Origin of the sequence: Castellaniella caeni NBRC 101664 (assembly GCF_001592225.1) — a bacterium.
Classification (GTDB): domain Bacteria; phylum Pseudomonadota; class Gammaproteobacteria; order Burkholderiales; family Burkholderiaceae_B; genus Castellaniella; species Castellaniella caeni.
This window is the reverse complement of sequence record NZ_BCWN01000012.1, coordinates 55,708-81,470: the sequence shown is the minus strand read 5'-3', so window position 1 is coordinate 81,470 and position 25,763 is coordinate 55,708. Positions and strand designations below refer to the sequence as shown.

Genomic DNA, 25,763 nt, shown 5'->3' with positions numbered 1-25,763 from the left:
TCGGGCGGTCACGCTTGAGCCGATCGTTCAATCAGCTTGCCGGGCGCCCACAGACCGTGGGCGCCCTTGTTTGTAGGAGATGCCCATGCTCACCCACGATCAACGTACCTTGCAATTGCGGATTCGCCTGAGCCTGGGCATGCAGGATCTGTTCAGCGTGTCCGCCGAACTCGAACGCCGTATTGCGTTTCTGACCAAGTTGCTGCAAACCACTGGCGCACGGGCGCTGGTGCTGGGCATCAGCGGCGGGGTCGATTCCCTGACCGCCGGCTGCCTGGCGCAGCGCGCCGTACAGCGCGTGCGCGATCAGGGCGGTGACGCCCGGTTCGTCGCCATGCGCCTGCCCTATGGCACGCAGCTCGACGAGGCCGATGCCCAGGCGGGCCTGGCGGTCATCAAGCCCGACGAGGTGCTCACGGTGGACGTGCGTCCCGCCGCGGACGCCATGCTGGCCGCGGTGCAGGCCTCGGGTCAGGGCTTTCGGGACGCCGCCCAGCAGGATTTCCTGCATGGCAACATCAAGGCGCGCCAGCGCATGATTGCCCAGTATGCCGTGGCGGGTGCGCGCGGCGGCCTGGTGGTGGGCACCGACCACGCCGCCGAGGCCCTGATGGGCTTTTTCACCAAGTTTGGCGACGGCGCCGCCGACGTCACGCCGTTGGCCGGGCTGAACAAGCGGCGCGTGCGGGCCCTGGCATCGGTGATGGGGGCGCCGCAAGCGCTGGTGTTCAAGGTGCCCACCGCCGATCTCGAACTGCTCAAGCCGCTCAAGCCTGACGAAGACGCCTTTGGTGTCAGCTATGAGCAGATCGACGATTTTCTCGAAGGCCGCGAGGTGCCGCTGGATGTGTTCGACACCATCGTCAGCACCTGGCAGCGCAGCGCCCACAAGCGGGCGCTGCCGATCGCGCCTTGAAAGCACGGGGCTGCTCGTCAATCGCGGGCGGCCCTGCGCTTTGGACGGGTGTTAGCGCGCCTGCTGTGTGATTTCACCCACGATTTCATACGAGCGCAGCCGGGCGGCATGGTCGTACATATTGCAGGTGATCATCAGCTCGTCGGCCCCCGTGCGGGCCACGAAGGCGTTCATCTGCGCGGCGACTGATTCCGGGGCGCCGACCGCGGCGCACGACAGGATGTGGTCGAGCAGCTCGCGCGCGGCGGGCGGCAGGCTGTCGTAATAGCCTTTGACGGGAGCCGGCAGGCGCCCAGGGCGCCCGGTGCGCAGGTTCACAAAAGACTGCTGCCACGAGGTGGCCAGCAAGCGCGCCTGCTCGTCGGTGTCCGCGGCAAAGACGTTGTAGCCCAGCATGACGTAGGGCTTGTCCAGGAAGGCCGAGGGCGTGAAGTGCTGCCGGTAGACGCGGATAGCGTCCATCATCTGCGCCGGGGCGAAGTGCGAGGCGAAGGCGTAGGGCAGGCCCAGGGCGGCTGCCAGCTGGGCGCCGAACAGGCTGGAGCCCAGGATCCAGATCGGCACGCGGTGGCCTTCTCCCGGCACTGCGCGCACGGGGTTGCTGCCGTCGAAGTAGTTCATGAGCTCGACCACGTCGCGCGGGAAAGCGTCCGGGTCGGTGTTCAGGCTGCGGCGCAGGGCGCGCGCCGTGGTCTGGTCCGAGCCCGGTGCCCGTCCCAGGCCGAGGTCGATGCGGCCCGGATGCAGGGCTTCGAGCGTGCCGAACTGTTCGGCGATCACCAGGGGCGAGTGGTTGGGCAGCATGATGCCGCCCGCGCCCACGCGGATGTGCGCGGTGGCGGCGGCCACGTGCGCCAGCAGCACCGCCGTGGCTGCGCTGGCGATGCCCGGCATGCCGTGGTGCTCGGCCATCCAGAAGCGCCGGTAGCCCCAGGCTTCGGCGTGCTGCGCCAGGTCAACAGTGTGCGCGAACGACTGGCCGGCGCTGCCGCCCTCGCAGATGGGCGCGAGGTCGAGCACTGAAAAGGGGATGGTCTGGTTCATGACGTGCGATCCGGTACGTTGATGATGGTTTGCTGCATCAGTGCCACAGGGGTCGTCTTGCCCGCGTTCAGGGCGTGGACGTCCACCTGGACGATGGTCAGGGTGCGGCCCGTGCGGATGACCTGGCCGATGGCTTCCAGGGATTCGCCGCGCGCGGGGGCCAGCAGGTTGATCTTGAATTCCACCGACAGCACGGTGTGGCCGTCGGGGGCCTGGGTCATGGCGGCAAAGCCCCCGGCCGCGTCGGCGATGGTGGATGTGGCGCCCGCGTGAAACAGCCCCAGGTGTTGTGTGAGCGTGGGCGCGAAAGGCAGATGCACGTGTACGCGGCCTGGCGCCACCTCGCCCAGTCGGGCGCCCAGGTGCCGCATCAGGCCCGAGCGGTCGAAGAGGGTCTGGATGCGGTCGCGCAGGGCGGCGGCGTCCAGGGTGTCGGCGGTGCGGGAGAGTGTCATCGGGGAGTCCTGTATAGTCGTGATCCCGGCTGGCGGTGTTGCCGGGAAACTTTGTTGCTGCGTTCAAATCCGTGTCCAACGATAAGCCATTTTCGCCTGTGTCCCAAACCGATGCCGCGCCCGCGTCGCAGGCCGCCCGGCGCGCCGCTGCGGACACCGCGCCGCCCTTGGCCGCGGGCACGATTCGCGCTGTGCGCGGGGGCGGGCGCTGGCTGGCGGTGGCGATGGCTGTGGCGTCCATGACGAGCGTCCAGGTGGGGGTTTCGCTGGCGGTTCCCGTCATCCACGACTATGGGCCGCTGAGCACATCCAGCCTGCGGTTGTGCTGGGCCGCCGTCCTGCTGTGCCTGTTCGTGCGCCCGCCTCTGCATCGTTTCAGCGCGGCCCAATGGCGTGCCGCGCTGGTGCTGGGCGCCGCCATGGCCGCGATGTCGCTGGCGTTTTTCGTGGCGATCGCGCGCCTGTCGCAGCACTTGACGGTAGCGCTCGAGTTTTGCGGCCCGCTGCTGGTGGCGGCCCTGGGGGTGCGCGGCTGGCGCGCCCTGGCCTGGCCGTTGATGGCGGCGGTGGGCATCGTGCTGCTGGTATGGGGCGATGCCCAGGCCAGTCATGGGGCCGATCCCGTCGGCATTGCCTATGCCTTGCTGGCCGCGGCGGGCTGGGGCGTCTACATCGTCATGATGAAAAAGGTCGGTCACGGGTTTCCGGGCTTGCAGGGCCTGGCCGTGTCCTTGCTGGCGGCGGCCGTGCTGTCGCTGCCCTTTGCCGTGCTGGAGACCGGCCCGGCGCTGTTTCCATGGTGGCAGCTGCTGCTCACGGCAGGCTTGGCGATTCTGGTGCCGCTGGTGCCCTATGTGCTGGAAATCCTGGCACTGCGCCGCCTGCCGGCAGCCGCCTTTGGCGTGCTGATGAGCCTGGAGCCCGCCATCGGCGCTGTGTCGGGCTGGCTGATCCTGGGGCAGGGTATGGCCCTGGGCCAGATGCTGGGCGTGGCGCTGGTGGTGGCGGCCAGCGTGGGGGTGATCCGCGCGGGGCTTAGCATTCCACCACGTTGACGGCCAGGCCGCCGCGTGAGGTTTCTTTGTATTTCGACTTCATGTCGGCCCCCGTCTGGCGCATGGTCTCGATCACCATGTCCAGCGTGACATGGTGCTTGCCGTCGCCGTGCAGAGCCAGGCGCGATGCGTTGATGGCCTTGTTGCCACCCATGGCATTGCGCTCGATGCAGGGGATCTGCACCAGTCCGCCCACCGGATCGCAGGTGAGGCCCAGGTTGTGTTCCATGCCGATCTCGGCGGCGTTTTCCACCTGGGCCACCGTGCCGCCCTGGACCGCCGTCAGCCCCGCGGCGGCCATCGAACAGGCCACGCCCACCTCACCCTGGCAGCCCACTTCGGCGCCCGAGATCGAGGCGTTTTCTTTGTAGAGAAAGCCGATGGCGGCCGCCGTGAGCAGAAAATCGACCACCCCATCTTCCGACCATCCGGGGATGAAGGTGCGGTAGTAGCGCAGCACGGCGGGCAGCAGGCCGGACGCCCCGTTGGTGGGCGCCGTGACGACGCGGCCGCTGGCGGCGTTTTCCTCGTTGACGGCCATGGCGTACAGATTGACCCAATCCATGGCGAACATCACGTCATCCGCATTGGCGGGGTAGGGTGATTTCGCCCCGGCCGACTTGGCGTGCAGTTCGTGGTACAGCGCCGGAGCCCGGCGGCGCACCTTCAGGCCGCCGGGCAGGATGGCGTCGTCGATGGCACCCGCCAGGCCGCAGCCGCGGTCGATGGCCTCGTCCATCACCTGCGCGATGCGCAGCACGCCCGCGCGCACCTCGGCCGCCGGGCGCAGGGTGGCCTCGTTGGCCATCATCAATTGCGCGATGGTGAGCTGGTGCCGGGCGCATTGCGCCATGAGTTCGGCGGCATTGGCAAAGGGGTAGGGCATGGGCTCGTGCTCGGGCACGGTCTCGTCGGTCTCGATGCTGTCCAGCGCGCGGATGAAGCCACCGCCGATCGACACATAGCGCTCGTCGAGCACGACCGTGCCCTGCGCGTCGCGGGCGATGAAGCGCATGCCGTTGGGGTGTTCGGGCAGGGGCTGGACGCGGCCCGAGAAGGCCGTCTTGGGGTCGAAGGCGATCGTGTGCTTGCGCCAAAGCGTCAGCTGGCGCGTCTGATCGACGGCGTTCACCAGTGTGTTGATGAGGGCGGGATCGACCGTGTCGGGGGCTTCGCCCATGAGGCCCAGCATGATGCCCATATCGGTGCGGTGACCGGCCCCCGTCTCGGCCAGGGAGCCATACAAGTGGACGGCAAGACTGGCCACCTGCGTCAGCAGGCCGCGCACGTCCAGGTTGCGGGCGAAATTGCGCGCGGCCCGCATGGGCCCCACGGTGTGCGAGCTGGACGGGCCAATGCCGATCTTGAAGATATCGAAGACAGAGAGAGCCATGGCGAAGATTCTGATCCTGAGAGATGAACCGGGTGCTTGTGATGCACCCTTGGATTGCCAGTGATTCTAGTCATTTGGCATAATCAATCTTGAATTAAAACGACATTATTCAGGTATCTGACTGGTCTTCCTCGGTGCGTTCGGCTGGCCTTTATCAAATCTATATTTTGTTGAAATGAATAAAAACGACTAATTAGCATTATTTTTATAATGAATACGACATTCAGGTCTTTTGTCCGCCATGAAAGTTGACGTTTCAAGCGCCGTGGCCGTGCGCTTGGGGTTTGTCCTCATGCCCCAGTTCTCGATGGGGGCCTTCGCCGGTTTCGCCGATCTGCTGGGCCTGCTCGACGCCCGATCCGACGCTCCCGGGCCCTGCGCCTGGGAGGTCGTGGCCGACACGCTGCTGCCGGTGCGCTCGGCCAGCGGCATCCAGGTGGTGCCGGGCGACCTGCTGGGCAACCCGGCGCGTTTCGATTATGTGGTGGTCGTGGGCGGCCCACTGACGCCCGCCGTAGCCGCCAGCCCGCGCTTGCTGTCCTGGCTGCGCCAGGCCGCCCGCGGAGGGCGCTATCTGGTGGGCCTGTGCAACGGCGTGTTCGCGCTGGCGCAGGCCGGGGTCGTGCAAAACCACCGCCTGTGCGTGGCCGCGGATATGTACGACGATTTCATCCAGCGCCATCCTGCCATCTCGCCTGATTGGCTGGTGACCGACCGCCCTCTGGTGCAGGATCGCCGCCGCCTGAGCTGCTCGGGTGGGGCTGCCGTCACCGAACTGGCCGTGCGCGTGTTGCGCCGTCATGTGCCCGAGGCCGAGCTGCGGCGCGCCCTGCGCTGCCTGCAGATCGAACCGGGCGAAGTGCGCCACCAGGTGCAGCCGCCGCCTCCAGATGTGCCTGCCGACAGCCCCTTGCCCGTGCGCCGGGCCGTATTGCTGATGCAGCAATATGCGGGCCAGGCCCTGAGCCTGCCCGATCTGGCGGCACGCCTGGGGCTGTCGCCCCGCCAGCTGCAGCGTCTGTTCAAGACGCACCTGGGCACCACGCCGCAGGCGTATGCCCGCACCTTGCGCCTGCGCCTGGCCGACTGGATGCTGCGCTCCACCGACAAAAGCATCGCCGACATCGCCTCTGATTGCGGTTTCTCCGACGCCGCCCACCTGGGCCGCCTGTTTCGGGCCGCGCACGGCGTGGCCCCCGGCACCTGGCGTCGAACAGCGAAGGCCGAAAACACCGTATAATAACGATCCTTTTCCGGGGTGGCGCTCTGTCACCCCGACCCTGCCCGGGTGGTGAAATTGGTAGACGCAGGGGACTCAAAATCCCCCGCCGCAAGGCGTGCCGGTTCGATTCCGGCCCCGGGCACCATCTAAAATCAACAACTTGCGAAGTTGATGATTTACAACGTTCCACATTTATTCTGCACGGTGTTCCGCATTTCAGCGAACGGCCTTCAGTTTTGTGGCCCTGCTGCGATAGTGTTTTCGAGTCAAATTGACGCTGGAGTCGCTGTAGCAGCTTTGATGCGGCTTCGTCGCTGTCGGCCAGGTCAGATGCCTGATGCGAAAGGGGGCAAGATATCGCCGCAGCTCCTGCGGAAGCGTGGCAACATCCGCCGCCACAGCGACAGGCACGACCACCACACTTGCGGCCGCTTTCAGCGTCGATTCCAGAAAGTCGAACACCACGGACCTCCAAAACACCGCGCCCCACAAATCTCTCGACTCAGCGGGGCGCGAAACGATGCCGAAGCACCGGGAGGAGACAATCTATCGCCCGGCGATCAACCCAGGCGGCCTGCGATGCAGGACTTGCGCCGCACCCACGAGGGGTCGGAATAAATATGTTGTGTATCATTGTGTGGTGTGTACAATTACACACATGAACAGCGCAGACCTCATCAAGCAACTGAAAGCCGACGGCTGGTATCTCGCGCATACCGTTGGGTCACATCATCAGTTCAAGCACCCAACCAAGCCCGGCAAGGTCACAGTGCCGCACCCAAAGAAGGATCTGCCTTTAGCCACACAGCGCAGCATCCTCACACAAGCCGGCCTGCGGTAAGCAAGCCAGGAGAAAACCAAATGCTCTATCCCATCCACGTACACAAGGACCGCGACAGCGCCTATGGCGCATCCTTTCCAGACTTCCCCGGCTGCTTTGCCGGTGCTGATGAGCTGCAAGACCTTCCTCGCGCTGCCCAGGAAGCCGTCGAGGCGCATTTTCACGGTGAAACCGAAGCCATCCCCAGCCCCAGCGCACCCGAGGCCTGGGAAGGTAATGAGGACTTCGAGGAGGGGTTTTGGATGATGGTTGATATTGACCTGTCTAAGGTCAGCACCAAAGCCGTGCGTCTAAACATCAGTCTGCCGGAAAACCTCGTGCATCGTATTGATGCAGTGGCCAAGGCTCAGCGTCTGTCGCGCTCCGCGTTCCTGGCAAAAGCCGCAGAACGGGAAATGGCCGAGGCCTAATTCCGCAACCTACCATCATCTGCGCCATCGCGGGCGCCATCCACACGCCGCCCGTGTCGGATGAGGTGGACAATCTGGTGTTCATGAAGCGCACTGCGGATCGCCTGTTTGGCGCGGATTACCGTTGGTCGGTGCTGGGGGCGGGCAGCGTGGCTTTCTGATACCCGGCACCAGAGACTTCAGATCGATTCACCCGGCATCGGCAAGCTGCCGCAACGCCCGCTCGAAGGTCTCGGGGGCCTGGCCGCCCTGGATCAGGTGCCGGTCGTTGAAGATGATGGAAGGGACGGAGCTGATACCCTGCTGGGTGTAAAAGCGTTCGCGCGCCCGGACGTCGATCGCGTACTCGTCGGAGCCCAGAATCTCGCGTGCGCGATCCTGGTTCAGTCCCGACTCGCGGCATAGCCTGACCAGGACGTCGTGCGCACTGGGGTTTTCGCCATCGGTGAAATAAGCTTTCAGCAGGGCGTGTTTCAGGGCCAGCTGATGACCTTCGAGACCGGCCCAGTGCAGCAGTCGGTGTGCGTCGAAGGTGTTGTAGGTGCGCGTGCGCTTGTCCATGTTGAAAGTGAAGCCGACCTCGCGGCCCCGCGCCGTGATCAGTTCGCCATTTTGGCGAACCTGCTCTGGCGTCATGCCGTACTTGTGCGACAGGCGTTCGACGGTGTCCTCTCCTTCGGGGGGCATGTCCGGGTTCAGCTCGAAGGGTTGGAAATGCAGTTCTGCCTCGATTTCGCCATCGACCCTGGACAATGCCTGTTCTAGCGAGCCCAACCCCACTGCGCACCAGGGGCAAGACACGTCGGAGACGAAATCGATCTTGATATGGGTAGTCATGTCTGGTTTCTATTGTTGGGCCCAGCCCGCCGGGCGGGCTGGAGGCGGGGGATCAGACACCCGTGCCAGACGACAAGAGGCTTATTTATCAGAGCCTTGCTCTTTCTTGTCTTGTTTGGTCTCGTCTGACTTGGATTCTTGAGCGGATATCTTTGGGGCTTGCCAGTTGAGTGGTGGCGCGACGATGTCTTTCCAGGCGACACGTTTAGGTGTTGACATGGTTTTCTCCCAAAGCAACGTGGCAGCACACCGTGTGCCGCCACTACAGCTGTACAAAATATCAGTATTCCAACATTATGTCAAATAGGCATGGTGGCTGCGCGGCTTGAGCCTGCTCTGAGATGGCTGCCGGGTTCTTGATCAAGCTGCCGTGAACCCGTTGTCCACGAACAGGTGGGTGCCGGTGACGAAGCTGGAATCGTCGCAGGCCAGAAACAGCGCGGCCTTGGCGACGTCTTCCGGTTCGCCGATGCGGCCCTGGCGCTCTTTGAGCGCGGCGCCGGATTCGTCCACCCCTTGTGCGGCCAGTTCGTGGATTTCTCTCAGGCCGTGGGGCGTGCGGATGAAGCCGGGGCAGATCGCATTGCAGCGGATATTGCGGTCGCGGAATTCGGTGGCGATCGCCCGCGCGAACATGTGGACGGCCCCCTTCGTGGTGTCGTACAGCACTTCGCCGGGTGTGGCTGCCACGGCGGAGATGGAGGACGTGCAGATGATGGAGCCCCCGCCCGCCTCGATCATCGCCGGCAGTGCCGCGCGCGTCATCAGGAACATCGAGCGCACGTTGACGGCGTGCAGCCAGTCCCAATCGTGCAGCGAGATGTCCAGGAAGGGCTTGATGAGGATCGTGCCCGCGTGGTTGAACAGCACGTCCGCCGCGCCGAAGACTGCAGTGATTTCCGCGACCGTGGTGTTGACGGCGTGTTCGTCCGAGACGTCGGCCAGCCAGGCCCGGGCCTCTCCGCCCGCCGCCCGGATCGCGGCTACCGTTTGCGCCGCCAGGGCTTCGTTTCTGTCCACGATGGCCACCCTGGCGCCCTCCTGGGCGAACAGGATGGCCGAGGCCGCGCCCATGCCGCTGGCTCCGCCCGAGATGATTGCCATTTTCCCTTTCAGTCTTTCAGCCATTTTTGCACCCATGAAAAGTTCGAATCAGCCGCTGCGCGGCAGCGCGCTCAGGCGTGGTTGGGTTGCGTCGCCAGGTCGCTTTCCACCGCTTCGATCGATTGCCCATGCTCGCCCCCCGTCACGGCGAATTCTTCCTCGGGCGACAGCACCAGGCGGTGGCGGCGGTAGAAGGCGAAGTAGGCCAGCCCGACCAGATACCACACCATCACGGTGATGGCTGCCCATTGGTAGAGCGGATTGACGAACAGGTAGCCCAACGTGACCAGGCACACCACGATCGTGACGTAGGCGCCGAAGTTGCCCAGCGGGCTGACAAAAGGCCGTTTGATGGATGGATACCGCTGGCGCAGGCGGATGAACGAGATGCTTTGCAGCAGGTATGAAATCATGCCGGCGAAGCCGATCATGCTGACGAGAAAGCCGCCCATGAAGGCGATGTCGTTTTTGCCGCCCAGGAACCAGATGACCAGCAGGGCGATCAGGGCCAAGCCGGAGCCCGTCACCAGCGCGCGGTCGGGTGTCTGTGTTTTTGGGTTGGTGACTGATACCGTCGTGGGGAAATAGCCCGCCCGCGACAGCGAGTAGATGTTGCGCCCGCAGGCGAAGCTGCCGGCGAAAAAGCTCGCCCCCAGGCCCAGGACGGCGGTCAGCGCCAGCACCTTGGCCCAGCCTTCGCCCAGCAGCGCCTTGAAGTTGTCCAGCAGCAGGTCGCTGGCCGAACTCAGGGCGTGTGCGCCCGTCGAGATCGACGCACTGAAGAAGAGCATGCCGACCGCCAGGAAGAAGAGGGCGACCACGGACAGCAACAGCGCCCGCGGCATGTCGCGCGTGGGGTTCTTGGCTTCTTCGGACGCCAGCGGCAGCTGCTCGACGGCGAGGAACATGTAGACGGCGAACGGCAGCGTCGCGAGTATCCCCGTCATGCCGAACGGCAACCATGGGCCGTTGCCCTCGGGCAGCAGCCCGCCGCCTTCGGCGATGTTCAGGGCGTTTTTCGCCACGTCCACCTGGGGAATGGAGATGACGAAAAAGAAGACCAGCACCAGGATCGCGGCGACCGTCACCCAGACCAGCACGCGCATGGTCAGCTCGATGCCGCGCGTCGAGAGCAGCAGCATGACGGCGTAGCCGCCGATCCACCAGACGGGCAGCCAGTCCATCGACGTCCCGGTGATCGATGCGAGGTAGGCGCTCATGAAGAACATATTGCCGCCCGGCGCCAGCACGAATTCGATGTTTTCCGCCAGACCCGTGGTGTACCCGCCCCACGGCCCCAGCGCCGTGCGCGCGAAGGAATAGGCGCCTCCGGTGTGCGGCAGGGCCGCGCTCATCTCGCCGATGGACGCGCACAGACAGACGTACATGAAGCCGACCACCAGCAGGGAGATCAGCAGGCCGCCGAAGCCGCCGTCCGCCAGGCCGATGTTCCAGCCCGAGTAATCCCCCGCAATGACCGCCCCCACGCCCATCATCCACAGCGTGAAAACACCCGCGTGGCGCCTGAGCTGGCGCCGTTCGAAGTACGAGGCGTCAACTGCTTTATAGTTGACGCCGCCTTGTGATATTTTGTCTGCACCCATGGTTGTCTCCTAGGCCACCGATGTCCTCTCGGCAGCCTTAACGATAAGTTTCGACGTGTTGGGGTGTCTATGTCCCCAAGGGGACATAGGGTCAACCCGAAACCCCGTCGTCCTCTCGCTGGAGAAATCCCTTGAATTCACTGCGAACGACGCGTTCGGGCCCATGGGCCGACGCGCTGCCTTCCCTCATTCGGGCCATCGGCACGGATCGGTTCGCGCCCGCGCTGGACGATGCGCTGCGCGGCGTGGCCTCTTTCGACATCAGCTGCACCTTTTCGTACACGCTGCGGGCCCGTCCGCAGCTGCTCCACGACGGCCTGAACCAGGTCTCCACCCCGGCGGTCATGGCAAGCTATCTGAACGGCACATATCTGCTGGACGCCGTCTACGACGCCTGCCGCCGGGACATGCCGACGGGGCTTTACCGCCTGTCGGCGCTGGCACCCGACCAGTTCTTCGAGGGGGACTACTACAACTCGCCCGAGTTTCACCCGTGCATCTCGATGGAAACAGGGGCGCTGGCGGAAGAAATCGTTTTCTTCACCCGGGTGAGCGAGGCCTATATCGCCTATTCGCTGTTGCGCCAGCGGGGCCATCCGCCGTTTTCCCCGCCGGAATTCACGGCGCTGCAGTCAACGGCGACGACCGTCATTGCGCTCATGGAAAGCCAGTGGCGTGGTCGGCTGCCGACCAGCGATGATGCGGGGCGCAAAGACCCCAAGGATGCGCGGCTCAGCCAGGCCATGGATACGTTCGGGGGCGACGTCCTGACGGCGCGCGAGCGGCTGATCGCCAGCATGATCCTGCGCGGCCACTCGACGGTGTCGATCGCGGCCAACCTGGGGCTGTCCGAGGGCACGGTCAAGAACCACCGCAAACACATCTACGCGAAGCTGCAGATATACAACCAGTCGGGCCTGTTCAGCTTGTTCATCAAGCATATTTTTGATTGAGGATCCGCGCCCCTTCGGGGCCGCCCTCACGTAAACAACGGCTCGCCGATGTAATGCCCTGGCTGCGGCGCGGGGGGGACGAAGAACACGGCGGAGCCGATATGGGCGATGTATTCGTTGAGCGCATCGGAGGCCCCGAGCCGGGCTTGCAGGGTTTCGAAGTGGGCCGGGTCGTTCTGGTAGCAGATGAACAGCAGGCCCGCGTCCAGCAGGCCGACACGGTTGATGCCGTCGGTGTAGTTGTACGAGCGCCGCAGTATCTTCAGGCCGCCGTTGTTTTCGTGCGCGGCCAGGCGGATGTGGGCCGTCGCTGGGATCACCAGCGTGCCGTCGGGGGCTTCCCGGCCGAAGTCGGGCGTGTCGAACTCGTGCTGCCCGCTCAGCGGCGCGCCAGACACCTTGTGGCGGCCAAAGATGTCATTCTGGTCGCTGACGCGGTCGGTGTCCCAGTTTTCGATATGCATCTGGATTTTGCGCACGACCTGGTAGCTGCCGTGGCGCTGCCAGGCGGGGCCGTCCTGCACCCAGACGAAGCGCTTGAAATCCTCGGCGGACTGGATGTTGCGCGTGCCGTCGCGAAAGCCAAAGAGGTTGCGCGGCGTGGTCTGGCCTTTGCCGGATGATGCGCGCCCAAAGCCCAGCACGGCCCAGCGCGTGGACGCGGCCCCCAGGTCTTTGGCGATGCGGGCCAGGTCGCGCACCGCGTGGTAGGTCACCTGCGGGTCGTCGGCACAGGCCTGCAGCGACAGGTCGCCGCCAGTGAACTCGGGCAGCAGGGCGTCGCTGGGCAGCTGCTTGAGCGGGCGCAGCAGTGCGGGCCGCTTGTCCGCGAGCCCGTAGGTGTCGCTGAACACGCGTGATCCCAGGCCCACCGTGACTGTGAGTGAGGCTGGGTGCAAGTCCAGCGCCTCGCCCGTGTCCTCGCCCACCGCGCTGGGCCGGTCGGGCTCCACCCGTCCGATGGTCTGCCCGCGCATCATCTGGGCGATGGCGCCCGACCAGCGCGCCAGCAGAACCTGCAGCACGTCGCGCTGCGTCGTGGTGAGGTCGAAGGTCATGTAAAACGCGTAGCGCTGGGGCGGCGTCATGATGCCCGCCTGGCCGCCGTTGCCGTAGAAGGCATAGGCGCTGGACAGCGTGATCGTGTCGGCGTCGGCGGCGGGCTGCACTGGTGGGGCGTCGCTGTTTGTTGTGTTTGCCGTAGGGGCCGCCTGGGCGGCGCGTGCCGCTATCAGACCGTGGACGGCGCCCAGCGCCGTCGTCCCCAGCAGCAGGCTGCGGCGTGAGATGCGCCCGTCTGCGCCTCGTGCCGGGTGATCCGCGTCGTGCGTCATGGTGTTCAGCTCCTGCCTGCCGTGGCGACTTTTTCCGCGATCTTCGACAGGGGTTCCTGCAAGGCTTGGATGGCGCGGCTCAGCTTGGCTGCGTCGGCTGCCTTGACCTCGGCCGTGTAGCGCCGGAAGCCGCCTGCTTCATGCGGGTCGCGGTAGCCGTCCAGCAGGGCGTTGACCTGGGTGAACTGGTCGTTGACCCGCTGCGTGAGCGCCGGATCGATCTGCTTGAGCCCAGGCTCCAGAAAGGCGAAGGCTTGCTGGGCGCCTTCCACGTTGCCCGCGAAGTCCACCAGATCGATGTGGCTGTAGGCTTCTTCCTCGCCCGTGATCTTGGTGGTCTGCACTTCTTCGAGCAGGTCGGCCGCGCCGTTGGCCAGGTCTTCGGGCTGGTAGTCGAGCGTCTTGACGAGCGCGTCCAGCCGTCCCACGTTTGTTTGCAGTTCCGCGGCCAGCTGCTGGGTTTCAGCAGTGATCTTGCCGCGCTGGAACAGGTCGCGCTCGATCGCGTGAAAGCCGTGCCAGCCGACTTTGGGGTCGAGGTTCAAGGCGCGCATGTCGATCAGGTAATCCAGGTTACCCGCGTTGTCGGTGGCCTTGAAGCCCGGCAGCACGAAGCCGTCCACGTCGGATTCGATGCGCTCGTAGAAGGGGCGCGCGAGCGCGTAATCGGCGCGGGCCTGCGTGAGCTTGCCCGCGTCGATGTTGGCCTTCAACCGCCCCACGGCGGCGGTCATGGCATCGACCACGCCGTCCACGTAATGGGCGTACCCGCGCGTGCCTTCAGCCAGCAGGGCGGCGGTGCCGCCGCTGGCTTGCGCCGCCGCCTTGCCCGTCACCGTGAAGGCCAGGGTTTCGGGTTGGGCGCCGGGGCAATAGATCTGGTAGGCGCCGCCGCCCAGCGTGAGCGTGAAGGACGCGGGCGGCAGGCCTGGCGCCAGGTTTTCTTTTTCGCCCAGGATGCGGTTTTCGCTCAGCAACTCCACTTCGGTGATGCCGGTGGCCGTCTTGTTGGTGACGGTGAAGGTGATGGGGCCGGCCGGTGCGCTGTCGTGATCCAGCGCGCAGGTCTGTCCCTGGTTGCCGCCCGTCAGGGTGATGGCAATGTGCGAAACGCCGCCAGGCGCGGGCGTGGCGAGCGTGGCGGCCCCTGCCGCAGCCCCGGCGCTCGCAAGGGCGAGGGCCGTCAGGCTGGACAGGAGAAGGTGGCGTGGCGAGGCGTCAGAGGGGTGCATGGAAGGTTCCTTGAGAAAGGGCGGGGCCATCTTGTGGCGGGCGGCTGTTTTGGGTCGTGCGATTTTGGGTCGTGCTGTCTTGGAGCGTGTCGCTTTGCGTGGCGCTGCCGTGCGCCGTGCTGCCCTGGGCGGGCAGACGGCGTCGGGAACGGCGGTGGCGGCGTGTGGCCTGCCCGACCAGCAGCAACGCGCCCAGCAGCAGGGCGATGGGCAGCTGGCGCGCCCAGAACGCCCATTCCGCGTGGGCGGCCGCGCGGCGCCGCAGCGCTGGCCCGATCTGTTCCGTGTAGGTCTGCGGCGTGCGCCAGGCAAGCGGGCCCAGGGCTTGCAGGCCGGGGCTGGCCGTTTGTCGGACGGTGAGCGTGCGTGGCGTCAGCAGTCCGCTGCCCGAGAGTGTGACCAGGATCGTGCCGTGTGCCGCAAGCGCCGTCAGGTGGTCGGCCGCGCTGTGCACGTCGAGCGTGCGGCGGATGCGCCAGTCGGCGTGGAAGGGGCCGGGGTGCTCTGCGGGGCTCAAGCCGATCGGGATGCGCCCGCGGTTCAGCGCCGCTACCGCATCCAGCGTCAGCATGTCCTGGGCGCCTGTCAGCCGTTCGTCGGTGTGCAGGTGCCAGCTGCGGGTCGTCAGGCCTGCGTGGGTTGCCTCGGTTTGCGCGGCGGCGGGCCCCGGACGGCGTGCGGCGGGCCAGAAGATCAGCAGCGAGATGGGGATCAGGTAGGCCAGCCAGCCGATGACTTCGATCAGTCGAGGGTCGGCGGGGATGCCCAGCACGCCGGTGAGCAGCGCCGAGCGCAGGGTGCCGGGGGCGACCAACCAGGACAGATCCAGCAAAGCGGGCTGGCCGACGTTCAGCCAGCCCGCTTCGTGCGCGGTGCGCAGGGCGGTGACGACCAGACCCGCTGCCACCAGCACTAGAAACCCCCCGGTGGCCCGAAAGAACCGGGACAGATTGATACGTACCCCGCCCGCGTAAATGCCCCAGCCGATGAGGACGGCCAGCAGCAGCCCGAGCACGGCGCCCGCGGCAGCCCAGGCGGCCGATTGCGCCGCCGAGAAGGTGGCCAACAGGAAGACGCTGGTCTCGAAGCCTTCTTTCAACACGGCCAGAAAGGCCATGCCGGCCAGCGCATAGCGGCCCGTGGCGCCCAGCGCGGCCGTGGCTTCGGTTTCCAGCTGGCGCTTCATGTCGCGCGCGTGGGTGTTCATCCACAGGATCATGCCAGTCACGAAGCACACTGCGATGGCGCCGATCAGCGATTCCATGCCTTCTTGCTGCGCCTGCGGCAGGTCGCGCTCGATCCAGCTCAGCCCCAGGCCGACGGCGACGGACAGCGCCACGGCCAGGGCCACGCCGATCCACATGGCCGTCAGGCGCGTGCCGTTTTTGCGCAGGAAGGCGGCAATGATGCCGACGATGAGCGCGGCTTCCAGCCCTTCTCTCAGACCGATGATCAGCGTAGCCAGCATGATGTTGAAACGTACTTCATACAGAAGAACGAATGAAAACGATTAGCGTTCTGTATGCTACTGGCGAATCTCTTACGCAGCGCTGAAACAAGCGCTGCCGGTATCATGTCGGCTGATTTCACCTCAGGGACGTTTCATGACCAAAATCCTGGCTCTCTCATCCATTGCCCTGCTGCTGGGCGCTTGTGCCCAGGTGCCGTCCGCGGGCGTGTCGCCGCAGGCGCCCGCCGCGCTGCCGTCCGCGGCTTCGCCCGCCTTGAACACCGATACGCTGGTCGCCTACGAGTGGCAGCTGGCCGCGGCCCAGACTGCGGACGGGCAGGCCATCGCCGACCTGGCGCCCGGCCTCGAACGCCGTCTGCGGGTGCGCTTCGATGCCCAGAGCCTGCATGTGCGGGGCGGCTGCAATGCCCTGTTCGGCGCGTATGCGGTGGCGCCTGGCAGCCTGCAGTTGCGGGGCTTGGCCTCGACCATGAAGGCCTGCCCGGCGCCGCTGATGCGGCTGGATCAGGCCGTGTCCGCCCGCCTGAAAGACAAGGTGTCCGCCCGGGTGCAGGGTAGTGCGCCCAATCCGGTGCTGGTGCTGACGACGGTGGATGGCGACGTGCTGCAGTGGATCGGCGAACCCATCCCCCGATAGGCGGTTGCACGTCGGCGCGGTGCCCGGTGATGCCGGGCGCCCGCCCGGGCCGGGTACAACGCTGGCTCAGGCCTTGGTCATTTCCAGCACTTCGCGCCAGAGCGCGGGCCGCCCCAGGTAGCGTTGAATGGGCAGCGTGCCCCAAGTGCCGCCCCGATGCATGAGCACGGCGGGAAAGCCCGAAATGCCGAACTGGTTCATCAGTTGCCGGGTGGCGGCCACGTGCACCTCGCTGCGCTTGCCCGCCCACGATTCGAAGTGGGCCTCGAACGTGGGGCCGTCCAGGTCGAGATCGCGGGCAAAGCCGAGCAGGACATCGGGCTCGGCCACCGCTTGCCCCTCGATGTAGTGGCCGCGCTGGATGCGGTGCAGCATCTGCAGGCCTTGTCCCGCCAGCGCCTCGGCGGCCAGGATGGCCGCGGTGGGCGGGGCGGAGTCCAGCCAGATCGTGTCGTTGCGCAGCAGGCCGTCGAAATAGGCCTCGCCGAAGTGCTGGCCCGAGAGCGACGCGATGCGGCGATCCATGGGAATGACGTGCTCGCGCCAGTCGGCCGTGATGCGCCGACGCATGGGGCCGCTGAGCATGCCGCCCGGATGCAGTTCGATGTGGATGTCGCGTATCTTGCGCGCCGCCTCGATGAGCGGCGCCACGGCGTAGCACCAGCCACACAGCGGGTCGAAAATATAGTGCAGGACAGTGCCATCGTCTCTGTCGGGCGGGGGGCTGTCGTCGTTCGTCATTCTGGTCAAAAAATCGATCAATAGGGGGCTATCTGAGGATTAACCCTTGTCATGTGGGGCCGACGCCATTTTGTAACTATTTTCCCGATTGATAAACGGCATAATGTGAGCATCTTCGTTGCATGAATCGGTCATCGTATGGATCGTCTGACAGCAGCCCGTGTCTTTGTCACGATCGCCCAGCGAGGCAGCCTGACGGCGGCAGCGCAGTCGCTGGACATGTCCCGCGCCATGGTGACCCGGTATCTGGCCGAAATGGAAAGCTGGGTGGGGGCGCGCCTGCTGCACCGCAATACGCGGCATCTGGGGCTCACCAGCACGGGGCAGCAGGTGCTGGCCCGCAGCCTCGAACTGCTCGATCTGGCCGAACAGCTGCCCTGGCAGTCCGCCGACGAAGACTGTGGCATGCAGGGGGTGCTGCGCGTGGCCTGTCCCCAATCGCTGGCCCATGCCGTGCTGGCGGGGATGGTCAGCCGGTTTCTGGCGCGGCATCCGCAGTCGGCGGTCGAGCTGCACGTGGCCGAAAAGACCGTCGATCTGGTGGCCGAAGGCATCGACCTGGCGGTGCGGGTCACCAATACACTGGATCCCGCCCTGATCGCGCGGCCCCTGGGCGCCTGCCGCTCGGTGCTGTGTGCCGCGCCCGCCTATCTGGCGCGGCATGGCCGACCCCAGCAGCTCAGCGACCTGACCGAACACAATTGCCTGACGTATACCTATTTGGGCCGCAGCCTGTGGCGCTTCATGCAGGCCGACCGGGTGGTGGATGTGCCCGTGGGGGGCAATCTCACCGCCAACGACAGCCTGACCCTGCTGAGCGCCACGCTGGCGGGCGCGGGCATCTGTCTGCAGCCCTGGCATTCGGCGGCGGGCCACGTCGCACGCGGCGAACTCGAACTGCTGCTGCCCGACGTCACGCCCCAGCCCCTGGGCATTCATGCGGTGTATACCAGCCGCGAATACCAGTCGGCGCTGATGCGCCGTTTCCTCGACTTTCTGGTCGAGGCGTTCAAGCGCTCGCAGTAGGCCCTGCACCGGCGTGATCCGGCGCCGCGGGCGGCCCGTTGCGCTGGCCGGTCCGGCCCATCAGGCGGCCCGGTGCCGCAGCAGGCGCAGGCCGTTGCCCACCACCAGCAGGCTGGCCCCCACGTCGGCGAAGACCGCCATCCACATCGTCCCCAGGCCGACGACGGTGAGCACCAGGAAGACGGCCTTGATGAGCAGCGCCAGCGCGACGTTCTGCACCAGGATGCGGTGCGTGGCGCGCGACAGGCCGATGAACCACGGGATCTTGCGCAGGTCGTCGTCCATCAGGGCGACGTCGGCGGTTTCGATGGCGGCGTCCGTGCCCATGGCGCCCATGGCAAAGCCGATGTCGGCGCGCGCCAGCGCCGGCGCGTCGTTGATGCCGTCGCCCACCATGCCCACGCCGCCCTGGCCCGCGTCGGCCAGCTGGCCGACGATCTGCAGCTTGTCTTCGGGCAGCAGGTTGCCCTCGGCCCGGTCGATGCCCACCTGCGCGGCGATGGCGCTGGCGGTGTGCGGGTTGTCGCCCGACAGCATGGCGGTCTGCACCCCCTGGGCGTGCAGCGCGTGGATGGCCGCCCGGCTTTCGGGTTTGACGGTGTCGGCCACGGCGTACAGGGCGAGCACCTGGTGGTCGTTGGCCAGCAGCACGACGGTCTTGCCGGATTTTTCCAGTCGTTCGAGCCGGGTTTCGAGCGCGGCGGAACACAGGCCGCTTTCGTGGATGAGCCGATGGTTGCCCAGGCGGTAGGCCGCGTCGTCGATGCGTCCTTGTGTGCCGCGCCCGGGCAGCGCCTGAAAATCGCGCACGGGTGGCCGCACCGTCCCGGAGGGGCCGTCGCCCTCGGCTGTCGTTTGTGTGGCCTGAGCCCCGGATGCGTCGTCGTGGCCGTCAGCGTGGCCCGCAGCGCCCAGCCCGCGGGCGATGGCCTGCGACACCGGGTGGTCTGAATGGCTGGCGAGGCTGGCCGCCAGCGCATTGCAGTACGCGGCTTCGTGCGCGCCCAGTACCTGCTGGTCGGTGAGTGCGGGGCGTCCGTGGGTGACGGTGCCTGTCTTGTCCAGGGCGATCCAGCGCAGCAGGCGCCCTTGTTCGAGGTGCGCCCCGCCTTTGACGAGCACGCCGTTGCGCGCCGCCGCCGCCAGCCCGCTGACGATGGAGACCGGGGTGGAGATCACCAAGGCGCAGGGGCAGGCGATCACCAGCAGCACCAGCGCCTTGTAGACCCATTCGTGCCAGCCGCCCAGCCCCGCCAGCGGCGGGATCACGGCGACGGCAAGGGCCAGCAGCACGACGATGGGGGTGTAGACGCGGGCGAAGCGATCGACGAAGCGCTGGGTGGGCGCGCGCGCGGATTGTGCCGATTCGATGGCGCGAATGATGCGCGCCAGGGTGGAGTCACCCGCCGTGCTGGTGACTTCGTATTCCAGCGTGCCGGTGCCGTTGATGGTGCCCGCGTAGACCGGGTCGCCCGGGGTCTTGTCGACCGGCAGGCTTTCGCCGGTGATGGGCGACTGGTCGATGCTGGAGCGGCCCGATTCCACCCGTCCGTCCAGGGCAATGCGTTCGCCGGGGCGCACGCGCACCCGCGCGCCCAGCGCGATGGCGTTGGCCGCGACGTCCACCCAGCGGCCGTCGGCCTGGCGCACGGTGGCCTGTTCGGGGGTGAGTTTCAACAGGCCTTGCACGGCGTTGCGCGCACGATCCAGCGAGCGCGCCTCGATGCGTTCGGCCAGTTCGTAGAGCACCATGACCATGGCCGCCTCGGCCCATTGGCCCAGCAGCAGCGCGCCGGTAACGGCGATGCTCATGAGCGCGTTGATGTTGAGCTGGCCGTGGCGAATGGCCGTCCAGCCCTTGCGGTACGTGCCCAGCCCGCAGCCCAGTACCGCCAGGATGGACAGCGCGGCGGCCAGGGCGGCGGGCGCGTTGAACCAGTGGGCCGCTTCGGCGCCCAGGGCCGCGATGCCCGCGGCGGCCAGCGGCCACCAGGGCTTCGCGGGCTCGACGGCGGCCGTCGCGCCGCCTGCCGCCTGCTCGGGCGTGAAGCCCAGTTCGCGGATGGCTTGCAGGATGGTGTCCAGCGCGCCGGGGGCGTGCACCACCGTCAGCACGCGCTGCATGAGGTTGAATTCCAGCCGCCGCACCGGTGCGAGCTTGCCCAGCGACTGGCGGATGAGGGCTTCTTCGGTGGGGCAGTCCATCTGCAGGATGCGCAGCTGCGTGCGCACGTAGTCGCCTTCGGGGGCCGCTGCCGCCAGGGCCGCCATGGATGCGGCCATGTCCGCGTGGCCGCTGGCGCAGCAACTGCCGACGCGGGGCGTGCCGGACGCCGCCGTTTGGGCCGACGTGTGTGGCGTCGCATCGTGCCCGTCGTGGGCATGCGGGTGATCTTTGTGAACATGCGCGTGGCCGTCGCAGGCGTGTTCGTGTCCGTGCGCGTGCTGCACGGGCGGGTGGGTGTGGGCCTGCGCGGGCACAGGGCGCGTGCCGCTGGTGGCTGCCATCCGGGCGATATCTGACATGGCCGTCTTCCGTCGAACGATCTATGATGGCAGTAGACACCTTGTAGCTGCTTCAAGGTCAAGCGTGTGGGTGCCCGCCTCACGCCAGGTCGGTATCACGCGCAGCATCGCGCGTGGCGCGGGCGCCCGTTTGTTTCGAGCATCCCCATGAAAATTGGCGAACTGGCCCGCGCGGCCCGCTGTTCCACAGAAACCGTCCGCTTCTACGAGCGCGCCGGGCTGTTGCCCGCGCCCGAGCGCACCGACGGCAATTATCGGCAATACGGCCCGCAGCACCTCGAGCGTCTGCGGTTCATTCGCAACTGCCGCAGCCTCGATATGGCGCACGACGAAATCCGCGCCCTGCTGGGCATGATCGACCACCCCGCGCGCGATTGCGGCACCATCAACCACCTGCTCGACGAGCACATCGCGCACGTGCAGATTCGCCTGCGCGAGCTACAGGATTTGCGTGGCCAGCTGGTGCGGCTGCGCAAGCAGTGCCAGGTCGAACAGGCGGTGGATGCCTGCGGCATCGTCCAGGGCCTGACGCGCATGCAGACATCCGCAGGGCCCGCGCACCACACGCACGTGGGCTGAGACCAATCGGATGGTGCGCAGGCCGGAAGCGGTCTGGGTTCGGCCGATGCGCAGGTCGGACGTGCTGCGGGCCGGAGGCAGCGGCAGGGTGGGCCGCCGTTATACCGGGTCGAAGTGCGTCATCACGTCGAGTACGGGCAGGTCGGCCATGACGCGCTCGCGGGCGGCCACGGCGATGGCGTGGCCCTGCACGATGGTCAGCGTCCCGTCCATTTCGATGTCCACCTCGACCCAGACCATGTCGCCCATCTTGCGTGTGCGCAGGTCGTGGATGCCGCGCACGCCGGGGGTGCCGAGTATCCGTTCGCGGATGGCCTGCTCGGTCTCGGTGTCGGCGGCCCGGTCGACCAGGTCGTTGAAGGCCTGCCAGGAAAACTTCCAGCCCATGCGGATGATCATCAGGCCCACCACCAGGGCCGCCAGGGGGTCGGCCAGCGGCAGCCCCGCCAGGTTGGCGCCGATGCCCAGCGCGACCACCAGCGATGAGGCGGCATCCGAGCGGGCGTGCCAGGCGTTGGCCACCAGCAGGGTCGATCGCACGCGGCGCGCGACGCGCAGCAGGTAGCGAAACAGCCATTCTTTCGACAGCAGGGCCAGCAAGGCGACATAGAGCGCCGCTGTATGGACGGTGGGGATGAGTTCGGGCGCCTGCAGGCGTTCGGAGCTGCGCCACAGCATGCCCGCGCCCACCACCCCCAGCAGCACGCCGATGCCCAGCGTGGCCGCGGTTTCGAAGCGCAGGTGGCCGTACGGGTGGTCGGCGTCCGGGGCCTTGGCGCTGTGCTTGTTGGCAAACAGCACGATGCCGTCCGACACCAGATCGGAGAGCGAGTGGATGGCGTCGGCCACCAGCGCCTGGGAGTGCGCGAACAGGCCGATGACGAGCTGGAGGCCCGTGAGCAGCAGGTTGACCCAGACGCTGACCCAGGTGCTGCGCCGGGCGGCGGCCTGGCGCTCGGGGGTTTCCGCGGGCGCCATCGGGGCGGCCGGGTGGGGATCGGGATGCGACATGGGTGCCAGTATACGGGCGGCCCGGCGAAAATCGTGCAGTACACTCAAGGCCCGGTCAGCCTTGCAGGATTGCGGTCGGTATGCGTCTTCGCCTGAGTCTTCTGTTCGCACGGTTCGCCCGCCTGATGGGACTTTTCCCCTGGCACTGGTTGCTGGCCGTGCTGGTGGCCGTGGACGGCTACGTGTTCTTGCAGCCGCTGCTGCACCTCATCGGCAGTCAGGGCCTGCTGAGGGTGGTGCGGGTCGGCGACAGCGCCAGCGTCCGGTCGTTTCTCGATTCGGGCGGCATGGTGCAGATCCTGCACCTGATGCTGGGCCTGGGCGTGCAGGTCATGGCCATCGGCCTGCTTTATCGCGCGCGCATCGCCTGGGTGATGAGCCTGTTGCTGCTGGCGGCGGTGGGCGCCTATTCGCTGGTACACGGGCAGGGGCATCTGGGGCTGTTCATCTACACCGTGGTGCTGGCCATTCTGCTGCTCATCTACTGGCGCAGCTTCGACCGCGCCAGTCTCACGGCGGGCAGCCTGTTTGCCGTGCTCAGCGTACTCAGCCTGCTGGTGTATGCCGTCTTCGGCGTGCTCTACCTGGGCGACGAATTCGCGCCGCCCATCCACGACCCCATCACGGCCCTGTATTTTTCCATCGTCTCGATGTCCACCGTGGGCTACGGCGACATCGCGCCGCACACCGATGCCGCCCGCCTGTTCACGGTGTCCATCATCATTCTGGGCATCACGGTGTTCGCCACGTCCATCAGCGCCGTGGTGGGGCCGCTCATCGGCGGCAATCTGCGGCGGCTCGTTCACGGGAGAACCACGCGAATCATGCGCAAGAACCACATCATCCTGGCTGGGGCCGACGCCCTGGCGCAAAGCCTGTACGAGGCCCTGAAAAAGCGTGGCCACGAGGTCACGGTGATCGTGCCGTCCCTCGCGGGGCACCCCTATCCGCCCGAGGCCGACCTGCTGGAGGGCGATGCCTCCGAAACCGGCGTCCTGGAGCAGGCGGGCGCGGCACAGGCGCGCTACATCCTGGCGCTGCACCAGGACGATGCCGAAAATGCCTTCATCGTCATGGCTGGGCGCGAGGCGGGCGGCCCCGACACGCGGCTGGTGGCGCTGGTGAACGTGCCCACGCACCTTGCCAAGATCCGCCGGGTCAGTCCCGACATCGTCATTTCGCTGCAAGCGCTCGGCAGCGAGATTCTGGCCCGCACGCTCAGCGGCGAGCCGGTGGACGAGGCCTTGATCACGCGGCTGCTGTTCGGCGAGAAAGCGCCCGATGCGGCCGCGGCCCCCGGCGACCCGGTGCCCGCGGCCTGAAACGGCGGACGCAAAGCGGGGCTTCAGGCGCTGCGGCGGCCCGCCGACGTGGCGGATGGCTGGGCGGCTGACAGTACCTCCGCCGTCGTGCGCAGCGTCACCATGGGCGCGAGCAGCGCCATCAGCGACAGCGCCTGCTGATGCGCCTCGGGGGTGATCCCGGCGCAGGCGTCGCTGACGACGGTGACGGACTTGCCCGCGTCGGCGGCGCCCAGCACGGTGGACAGCACGCAGCAGTCGGTGGCGACGCCGCACACCACCAGTGCGTCGCAGTCTCGCGTCAGCTGGGCTAGCTCGGTGCCCCACTTGGAAAAGGTGGGCAGGGCAAGCACGGGGTCGCTGGCCTGGCGATTCAGCGTGATCCGCCAGGGCGCGGCGTCCGGCGCCAGGCGGCAGCCCGCCCAGCGCTGGTAGTAGTCGTGCCAGCTGCCCGCTTCGTCGGGATCGCGGATGAACTGCGTCCAGACGACGTGGCCCTGAAAGGCCGACGCGAGCTGCTGGATGCGGCGGGCGGCGTCCGGGTAGCCGCCGACTGCCCATTCGCTGTCGGGCGCACGGAAGATTTCCTGCATGTCGATGATGACGAGCTTCTGTTGCATGCTTGATTCTCTGGTGTGGTTCGACGCTTAGGTGAGATGGCGGCTGCCCGTCCGCAGCGCGGTGAGCGAGGGCGACGCGCGCAGCAGCAGATAGAGCGCCGAGGCGGCCAGGATGCCCGCGACGTAGGAGACGTCGCCGTAGGCGGCGAAGGTGTGTGCAAACGGGCCGCGCCACAGGCTGGACGTCCAGAACAAAGAGGAAAACAGGCAGGCCAGTACCCAGGCCACGAAACCCCATTCGACCGTCCGGCCCTGGTCGAACAGCTCTTCGGTGGCGCGCGCGCCCAGCGGGCGCATGCGCAGATAGTAGTCCAGCAGCAGCACGGTGCTGAAGGGCACGACCAGGTAGGCCAGGATGTTCAGGAATTCGTAGAAGCTGCCGTAGGGGTCGGTCTGCATCAGCATGGTCACGCCCAGGCTGGCGGCGGCGATGAGGATGACCCCGGTGACGCGCGAGACGGGCACGCAGATGGTCAGCAGCGACAGCGAGCCGCCGTACAGGTTCATTGCGCTCACCGGCAAGGTGGACAGCACGATCGTCAGCATGGCCAGCGGCGCCCAGGCGCCCGTCAGATGGGCCAGGGCGGGGATGGCGTCCAGGTCGCCGGCGAAATTGGACACCAGCACGCCGATGCCGCCCAGCCACATCATGGCCACGAAGGTGCCGCTGGCAGTATAGAAGGCAACCTGGGTATGGGAGCTTTTGGCAGGCAGGTAGCGCGAGAAGTCGGACGCGAATGGCGTCCAGGTCATGACGTAGGCGAAAAAGAAACCGGCAAACGTGATCCAGCTGCCGAAGGCCCCCGAGTACAGCGGCGCGTCCGGGTTGGCGGCCAGGGAGAAATCCACCTTCTGCAGCGACAGCACGGTGATGACGGCAAACAGCAGGGCGAGCACGACCGTGGCGATCTTGTTGATCAGGTGCACGATGTTGTGCCCCCAGATGGCGAACACGGCCTGGATGCTGAACAGGCCCAGGGCCGCCGTCCAGAACGGGACGTCGATGAGCAGGCGCAGTGCGATGACGGCAAAGACCGTGTTGACCGCCGTCCAGCCAATGGCCGACACCACCGTCAGCAAGGCGATGGGCACGAAGTTGGCGATGTATCCCATGGGGCCGCGGCCCTGCACCTGCTGAGGTACGCCCAGCTTGGTGCCGATGCCCGCCAGGGTGCCCATGATGACCGCGCTCAGCAGCGTGCCCGCCGCGACGGCGGTCAGCCCCTGCACGACGGACAGACCGAATTGCGACGAGAAGAATCCCGACACCATGACGGCGAGCACCATGTTGGCGGCGAACCAGAGGGTGAACTGCTGGCGCGGGTGGCCGTGGCGTTCACACTCGGGGATTCTTTCCGTCGAGTAGGGTTCGGTCTTGGTGAGCGAGGTGCCATAGCTGGGCTGGTCGGGCTGCTTGGCGGGCGAGTGGGTCATGGTGTCTCCGCTGCTTG

The 25,763-nt window shown here is 66.7% G+C and carries 25 protein-coding genes and 1 tRNA gene; 11 read left to right on the top strand and 15 right to left on the bottom strand.

The genetic code is table 11. The features are described from left to right. Positions 1-85 precede the first annotated feature (85 nt). Entirely contained in the window at positions 86-916 is an 831-nt protein-coding gene (nadE, locus tag CCA01S_RS09225; RefSeq protein ID WP_066457300.1) for an NAD(+) synthase, read from the top strand. Positions 917-967: 51 nt separating this feature from the next. On the opposite strand, the gene CCA01S_RS09220 is transcribed toward nadE, so the two are convergent. Beyond that, positions 968-1,960 (bottom strand): LLM class flavin-dependent oxidoreductase, encoded by a 993-nt coding sequence (locus CCA01S_RS09220; protein WP_066457293.1) that lies wholly within the window; start codon positions 1,958-1,960, stop codon positions 968-970. Continuing rightward, positions 1,957-2,415 (bottom strand): PaaI family thioesterase, encoded by a 459-nt coding sequence (locus CCA01S_RS09215; protein ID WP_066457291.1) that lies wholly within the window; start codon positions 2,413-2,415, stop codon positions 1,957-1,959. Before CCA01S_RS09215 ends, CCA01S_RS09220 begins: the two co-directional genes overlap by 4 nt. A gap of 98 nt (positions 2,416-2,513) precedes the next feature. On the opposite strand from CCA01S_RS09215, the gene CCA01S_RS09210 reads away from it, so the two are divergent. Further along, complete coding sequence (locus tag CCA01S_RS09210) at positions 2,514-3,470, top strand: EamA family transporter (RefSeq protein ID WP_066457289.1); 957 nt, start codon at positions 2,514-2,516, stop codon at positions 3,468-3,470. Here CCA01S_RS09210 and CCA01S_RS09205 read toward each other — a convergent pair. Continuing rightward, positions 3,451-4,863, bottom strand: a complete 1,413-nt coding sequence (locus tag CCA01S_RS09205) for an L-serine ammonia-lyase (RefSeq protein ID WP_066457287.1) — start codon at positions 4,861-4,863, stop codon at positions 3,451-3,453. The genes CCA01S_RS09210 and CCA01S_RS09205 overlap by 20 nt on opposite strands. Before the next feature lie 241 nt (positions 4,864-5,104). Between CCA01S_RS09205 and CCA01S_RS09200 the strand changes: the two genes are divergently transcribed. Then, positions 5,105-6,103 carry a GlxA family transcriptional regulator gene (locus CCA01S_RS09200; RefSeq protein WP_066457284.1) on the top strand — a complete coding sequence of 333 codons (999 nt, stop codon included), beginning with the start codon at positions 5,105-5,107 and terminating at the stop codon, positions 6,101-6,103. A gap of 42 nt (positions 6,104-6,145) precedes the next feature. Next, a tRNA-Leu gene (locus tag CCA01S_RS09195) sits at positions 6,146-6,230 on the top strand. Positions 6,231-6,301: 71 nt separating this feature from the next. Here CCA01S_RS09195 and CCA01S_RS15650 read toward each other — a convergent pair. Next, positions 6,302-6,547, bottom strand: a complete 246-nt coding sequence (locus CCA01S_RS15650) for a hypothetical protein (RefSeq protein ID WP_146030602.1) — start codon at positions 6,545-6,547, stop codon at positions 6,302-6,304. A 196-nt stretch (positions 6,548-6,743) separates the two neighbouring features. On the opposite strand from CCA01S_RS15650, the gene CCA01S_RS15290 reads away from it, so the two are divergent. Next, positions 6,744-6,926 carry a type II toxin-antitoxin system HicA family toxin gene (locus tag CCA01S_RS15290; RefSeq protein ID WP_084386642.1) on the top strand — a complete coding sequence of 61 codons (183 nt, stop codon included), beginning with the start codon at positions 6,744-6,746 and terminating at the stop codon, positions 6,924-6,926. A gap of 20 nt (positions 6,927-6,946) precedes the next feature. After that, positions 6,947-7,336 carry a type II toxin-antitoxin system HicB family antitoxin gene (locus CCA01S_RS09190; protein ID WP_066457282.1) on the top strand — a complete coding sequence of 130 codons (390 nt, stop codon included), beginning with the start codon at positions 6,947-6,949 and terminating at the stop codon, positions 7,334-7,336. Positions 7,337-7,525: 189 nt separating this feature from the next. Here CCA01S_RS09190 and CCA01S_RS09185 read toward each other — a convergent pair whose 3' ends face one another. The 3 genes from CCA01S_RS09185 to CCA01S_RS09175 all read right to left on the bottom strand — a co-directional run bounded on the left by CCA01S_RS09185 (position 7,526) and on the right by CCA01S_RS09175 (position 10,881). After that, on the bottom strand, positions 7,526-8,173 hold the full coding sequence (locus CCA01S_RS09185; protein WP_066457279.1) for a DsbA family oxidoreductase: 648 nt from the start codon (positions 8,171-8,173) through the stop codon (positions 7,526-7,528). A 360-nt stretch (positions 8,174-8,533) separates the two neighbouring features. After that, positions 8,534-9,301 (bottom strand): SDR family NAD(P)-dependent oxidoreductase, encoded by a 768-nt coding sequence (locus CCA01S_RS09180; RefSeq protein WP_066457277.1) that lies wholly within the window; start codon positions 9,299-9,301, stop codon positions 8,534-8,536. Between the two features lie 47 nt (positions 9,302-9,348). Continuing rightward, positions 9,349-10,881, bottom strand: a complete 1,533-nt coding sequence (locus tag CCA01S_RS09175; protein ID WP_066457275.1) for an amino acid permease — start codon at positions 10,879-10,881, stop codon at positions 9,349-9,351. Between the two features lie 131 nt (positions 10,882-11,012). Here CCA01S_RS09175 and CCA01S_RS09170 point away from each other — a divergent pair, with 131 nt between their 5' ends. Next, a complete protein-coding gene (locus CCA01S_RS09170; RefSeq protein WP_084386641.1) occupies positions 11,013-11,834 on the top strand; it encodes a helix-turn-helix transcriptional regulator in 822 nt (273 codons plus the stop codon). Between the two features lie 26 nt (positions 11,835-11,860). Here CCA01S_RS09170 and CCA01S_RS09165 read toward each other — a convergent pair whose 3' ends face one another. From CCA01S_RS09165 to efeU, 3 genes are read right to left on the bottom strand one after another with little or no spacing between them, the layout of a single operon-like run. Further along, positions 11,861-13,168, bottom strand: a complete 1,308-nt coding sequence (locus CCA01S_RS09165; protein WP_066457273.1) for a Dyp-type peroxidase — start codon at positions 13,166-13,168, stop codon at positions 11,861-11,863. 5 nt (positions 13,169-13,173) lie between these two features. After that, positions 13,174-14,400, bottom strand: a complete 1,227-nt coding sequence (efeO, locus tag CCA01S_RS09160) for an iron uptake system protein EfeO (RefSeq protein ID WP_084386640.1) — start codon at positions 14,398-14,400, stop codon at positions 13,174-13,176. Next, entirely contained in the window at positions 14,387-15,868 is a 1,482-nt protein-coding gene (gene efeU, locus CCA01S_RS09155; RefSeq protein ID WP_084386639.1) for an iron uptake transporter permease EfeU, read from the bottom strand. The genes efeO and efeU overlap by 14 nt, the downstream gene beginning before the upstream one ends. Positions 15,869-16,004: 136 nt before the next feature. Here efeU and CCA01S_RS09150 point away from each other — a divergent pair, with 136 nt between their 5' ends. Then, on the top strand, positions 16,005-16,508 hold the full coding sequence (locus CCA01S_RS09150; RefSeq protein ID WP_066457264.1) for an META domain-containing protein: 504 nt from the start codon (positions 16,005-16,007) through the stop codon (positions 16,506-16,508). Between the two features lie 66 nt (positions 16,509-16,574). Here the strand turns inward: CCA01S_RS09150 and CCA01S_RS09145 are convergent, their stop codons facing one another. Further along, complete coding sequence (locus CCA01S_RS09145; RefSeq protein WP_066457261.1) at positions 16,575-17,249, bottom strand: DsbA family protein; 675 nt, start codon at positions 17,247-17,249, stop codon at positions 16,575-16,577. A gap of 138 nt (positions 17,250-17,387) precedes the next feature. Here CCA01S_RS09145 and CCA01S_RS09140 point away from each other — a divergent pair, with 138 nt between their 5' ends. Continuing rightward, on the top strand, positions 17,388-18,275 hold the full coding sequence (locus CCA01S_RS09140; protein ID WP_066457257.1) for a LysR family transcriptional regulator: 888 nt from the start codon (positions 17,388-17,390) through the stop codon (positions 18,273-18,275). 60 nt (positions 18,276-18,335) lie between these two features. Here CCA01S_RS09140 and CCA01S_RS09135 read toward each other — a convergent pair whose 3' ends face one another. Next, positions 18,336-20,801: a heavy metal translocating P-type ATPase gene (locus CCA01S_RS09135; RefSeq protein WP_157076525.1), complete on the bottom strand. Its 2,466-nt coding sequence runs from the start codon at positions 20,799-20,801 to the stop codon at positions 18,336-18,338. A gap of 147 nt (positions 20,802-20,948) precedes the next feature. On the opposite strand from CCA01S_RS09135, the gene cadR reads away from it, so the two are divergent. Beyond that, on the top strand, positions 20,949-21,380 hold the full coding sequence (gene cadR / locus CCA01S_RS09130) for a Cd(II)/Pb(II)-responsive transcriptional regulator (RefSeq protein ID WP_066457251.1): 432 nt from the start codon (positions 20,949-20,951) through the stop codon (positions 21,378-21,380). Between the two features lie 99 nt (positions 21,381-21,479). Here the strand turns inward: cadR and CCA01S_RS09125 are convergent, their stop codons facing one another. Continuing rightward, a complete protein-coding gene (locus CCA01S_RS09125) occupies positions 21,480-22,391 on the bottom strand; it encodes a cation diffusion facilitator family transporter (protein ID WP_232305020.1) in 912 nt (303 codons plus the stop codon). Positions 22,392-22,471: 80 nt separating this feature from the next. Here CCA01S_RS09125 and kch point away from each other — a divergent pair, with 80 nt between their 5' ends. After that, positions 22,472-23,713, top strand: coding sequence for a voltage-gated potassium channel protein (gene kch, locus CCA01S_RS09120; protein ID WP_066457248.1), 1,242 nt, complete (start codon positions 22,472-22,474; stop codon positions 23,711-23,713). A gap of 23 nt (positions 23,714-23,736) precedes the next feature. Here kch and CCA01S_RS09115 read toward each other — a convergent pair whose 3' ends face one another. Further along, positions 23,737-24,312, bottom strand: coding sequence for a cysteine hydrolase family protein (locus CCA01S_RS09115; RefSeq protein WP_066457246.1), 576 nt, complete (start codon positions 24,310-24,312; stop codon positions 23,737-23,739). 27 nt (positions 24,313-24,339) lie between these two features. After that, positions 24,340-25,746 carry a purine-cytosine permease family protein gene (locus tag CCA01S_RS09110; protein ID WP_066457244.1) on the bottom strand — a complete coding sequence of 469 codons (1,407 nt, stop codon included), beginning with the start codon at positions 25,744-25,746 and terminating at the stop codon, positions 24,340-24,342. Positions 25,747-25,763: the final 17 nt, after the last annotated feature.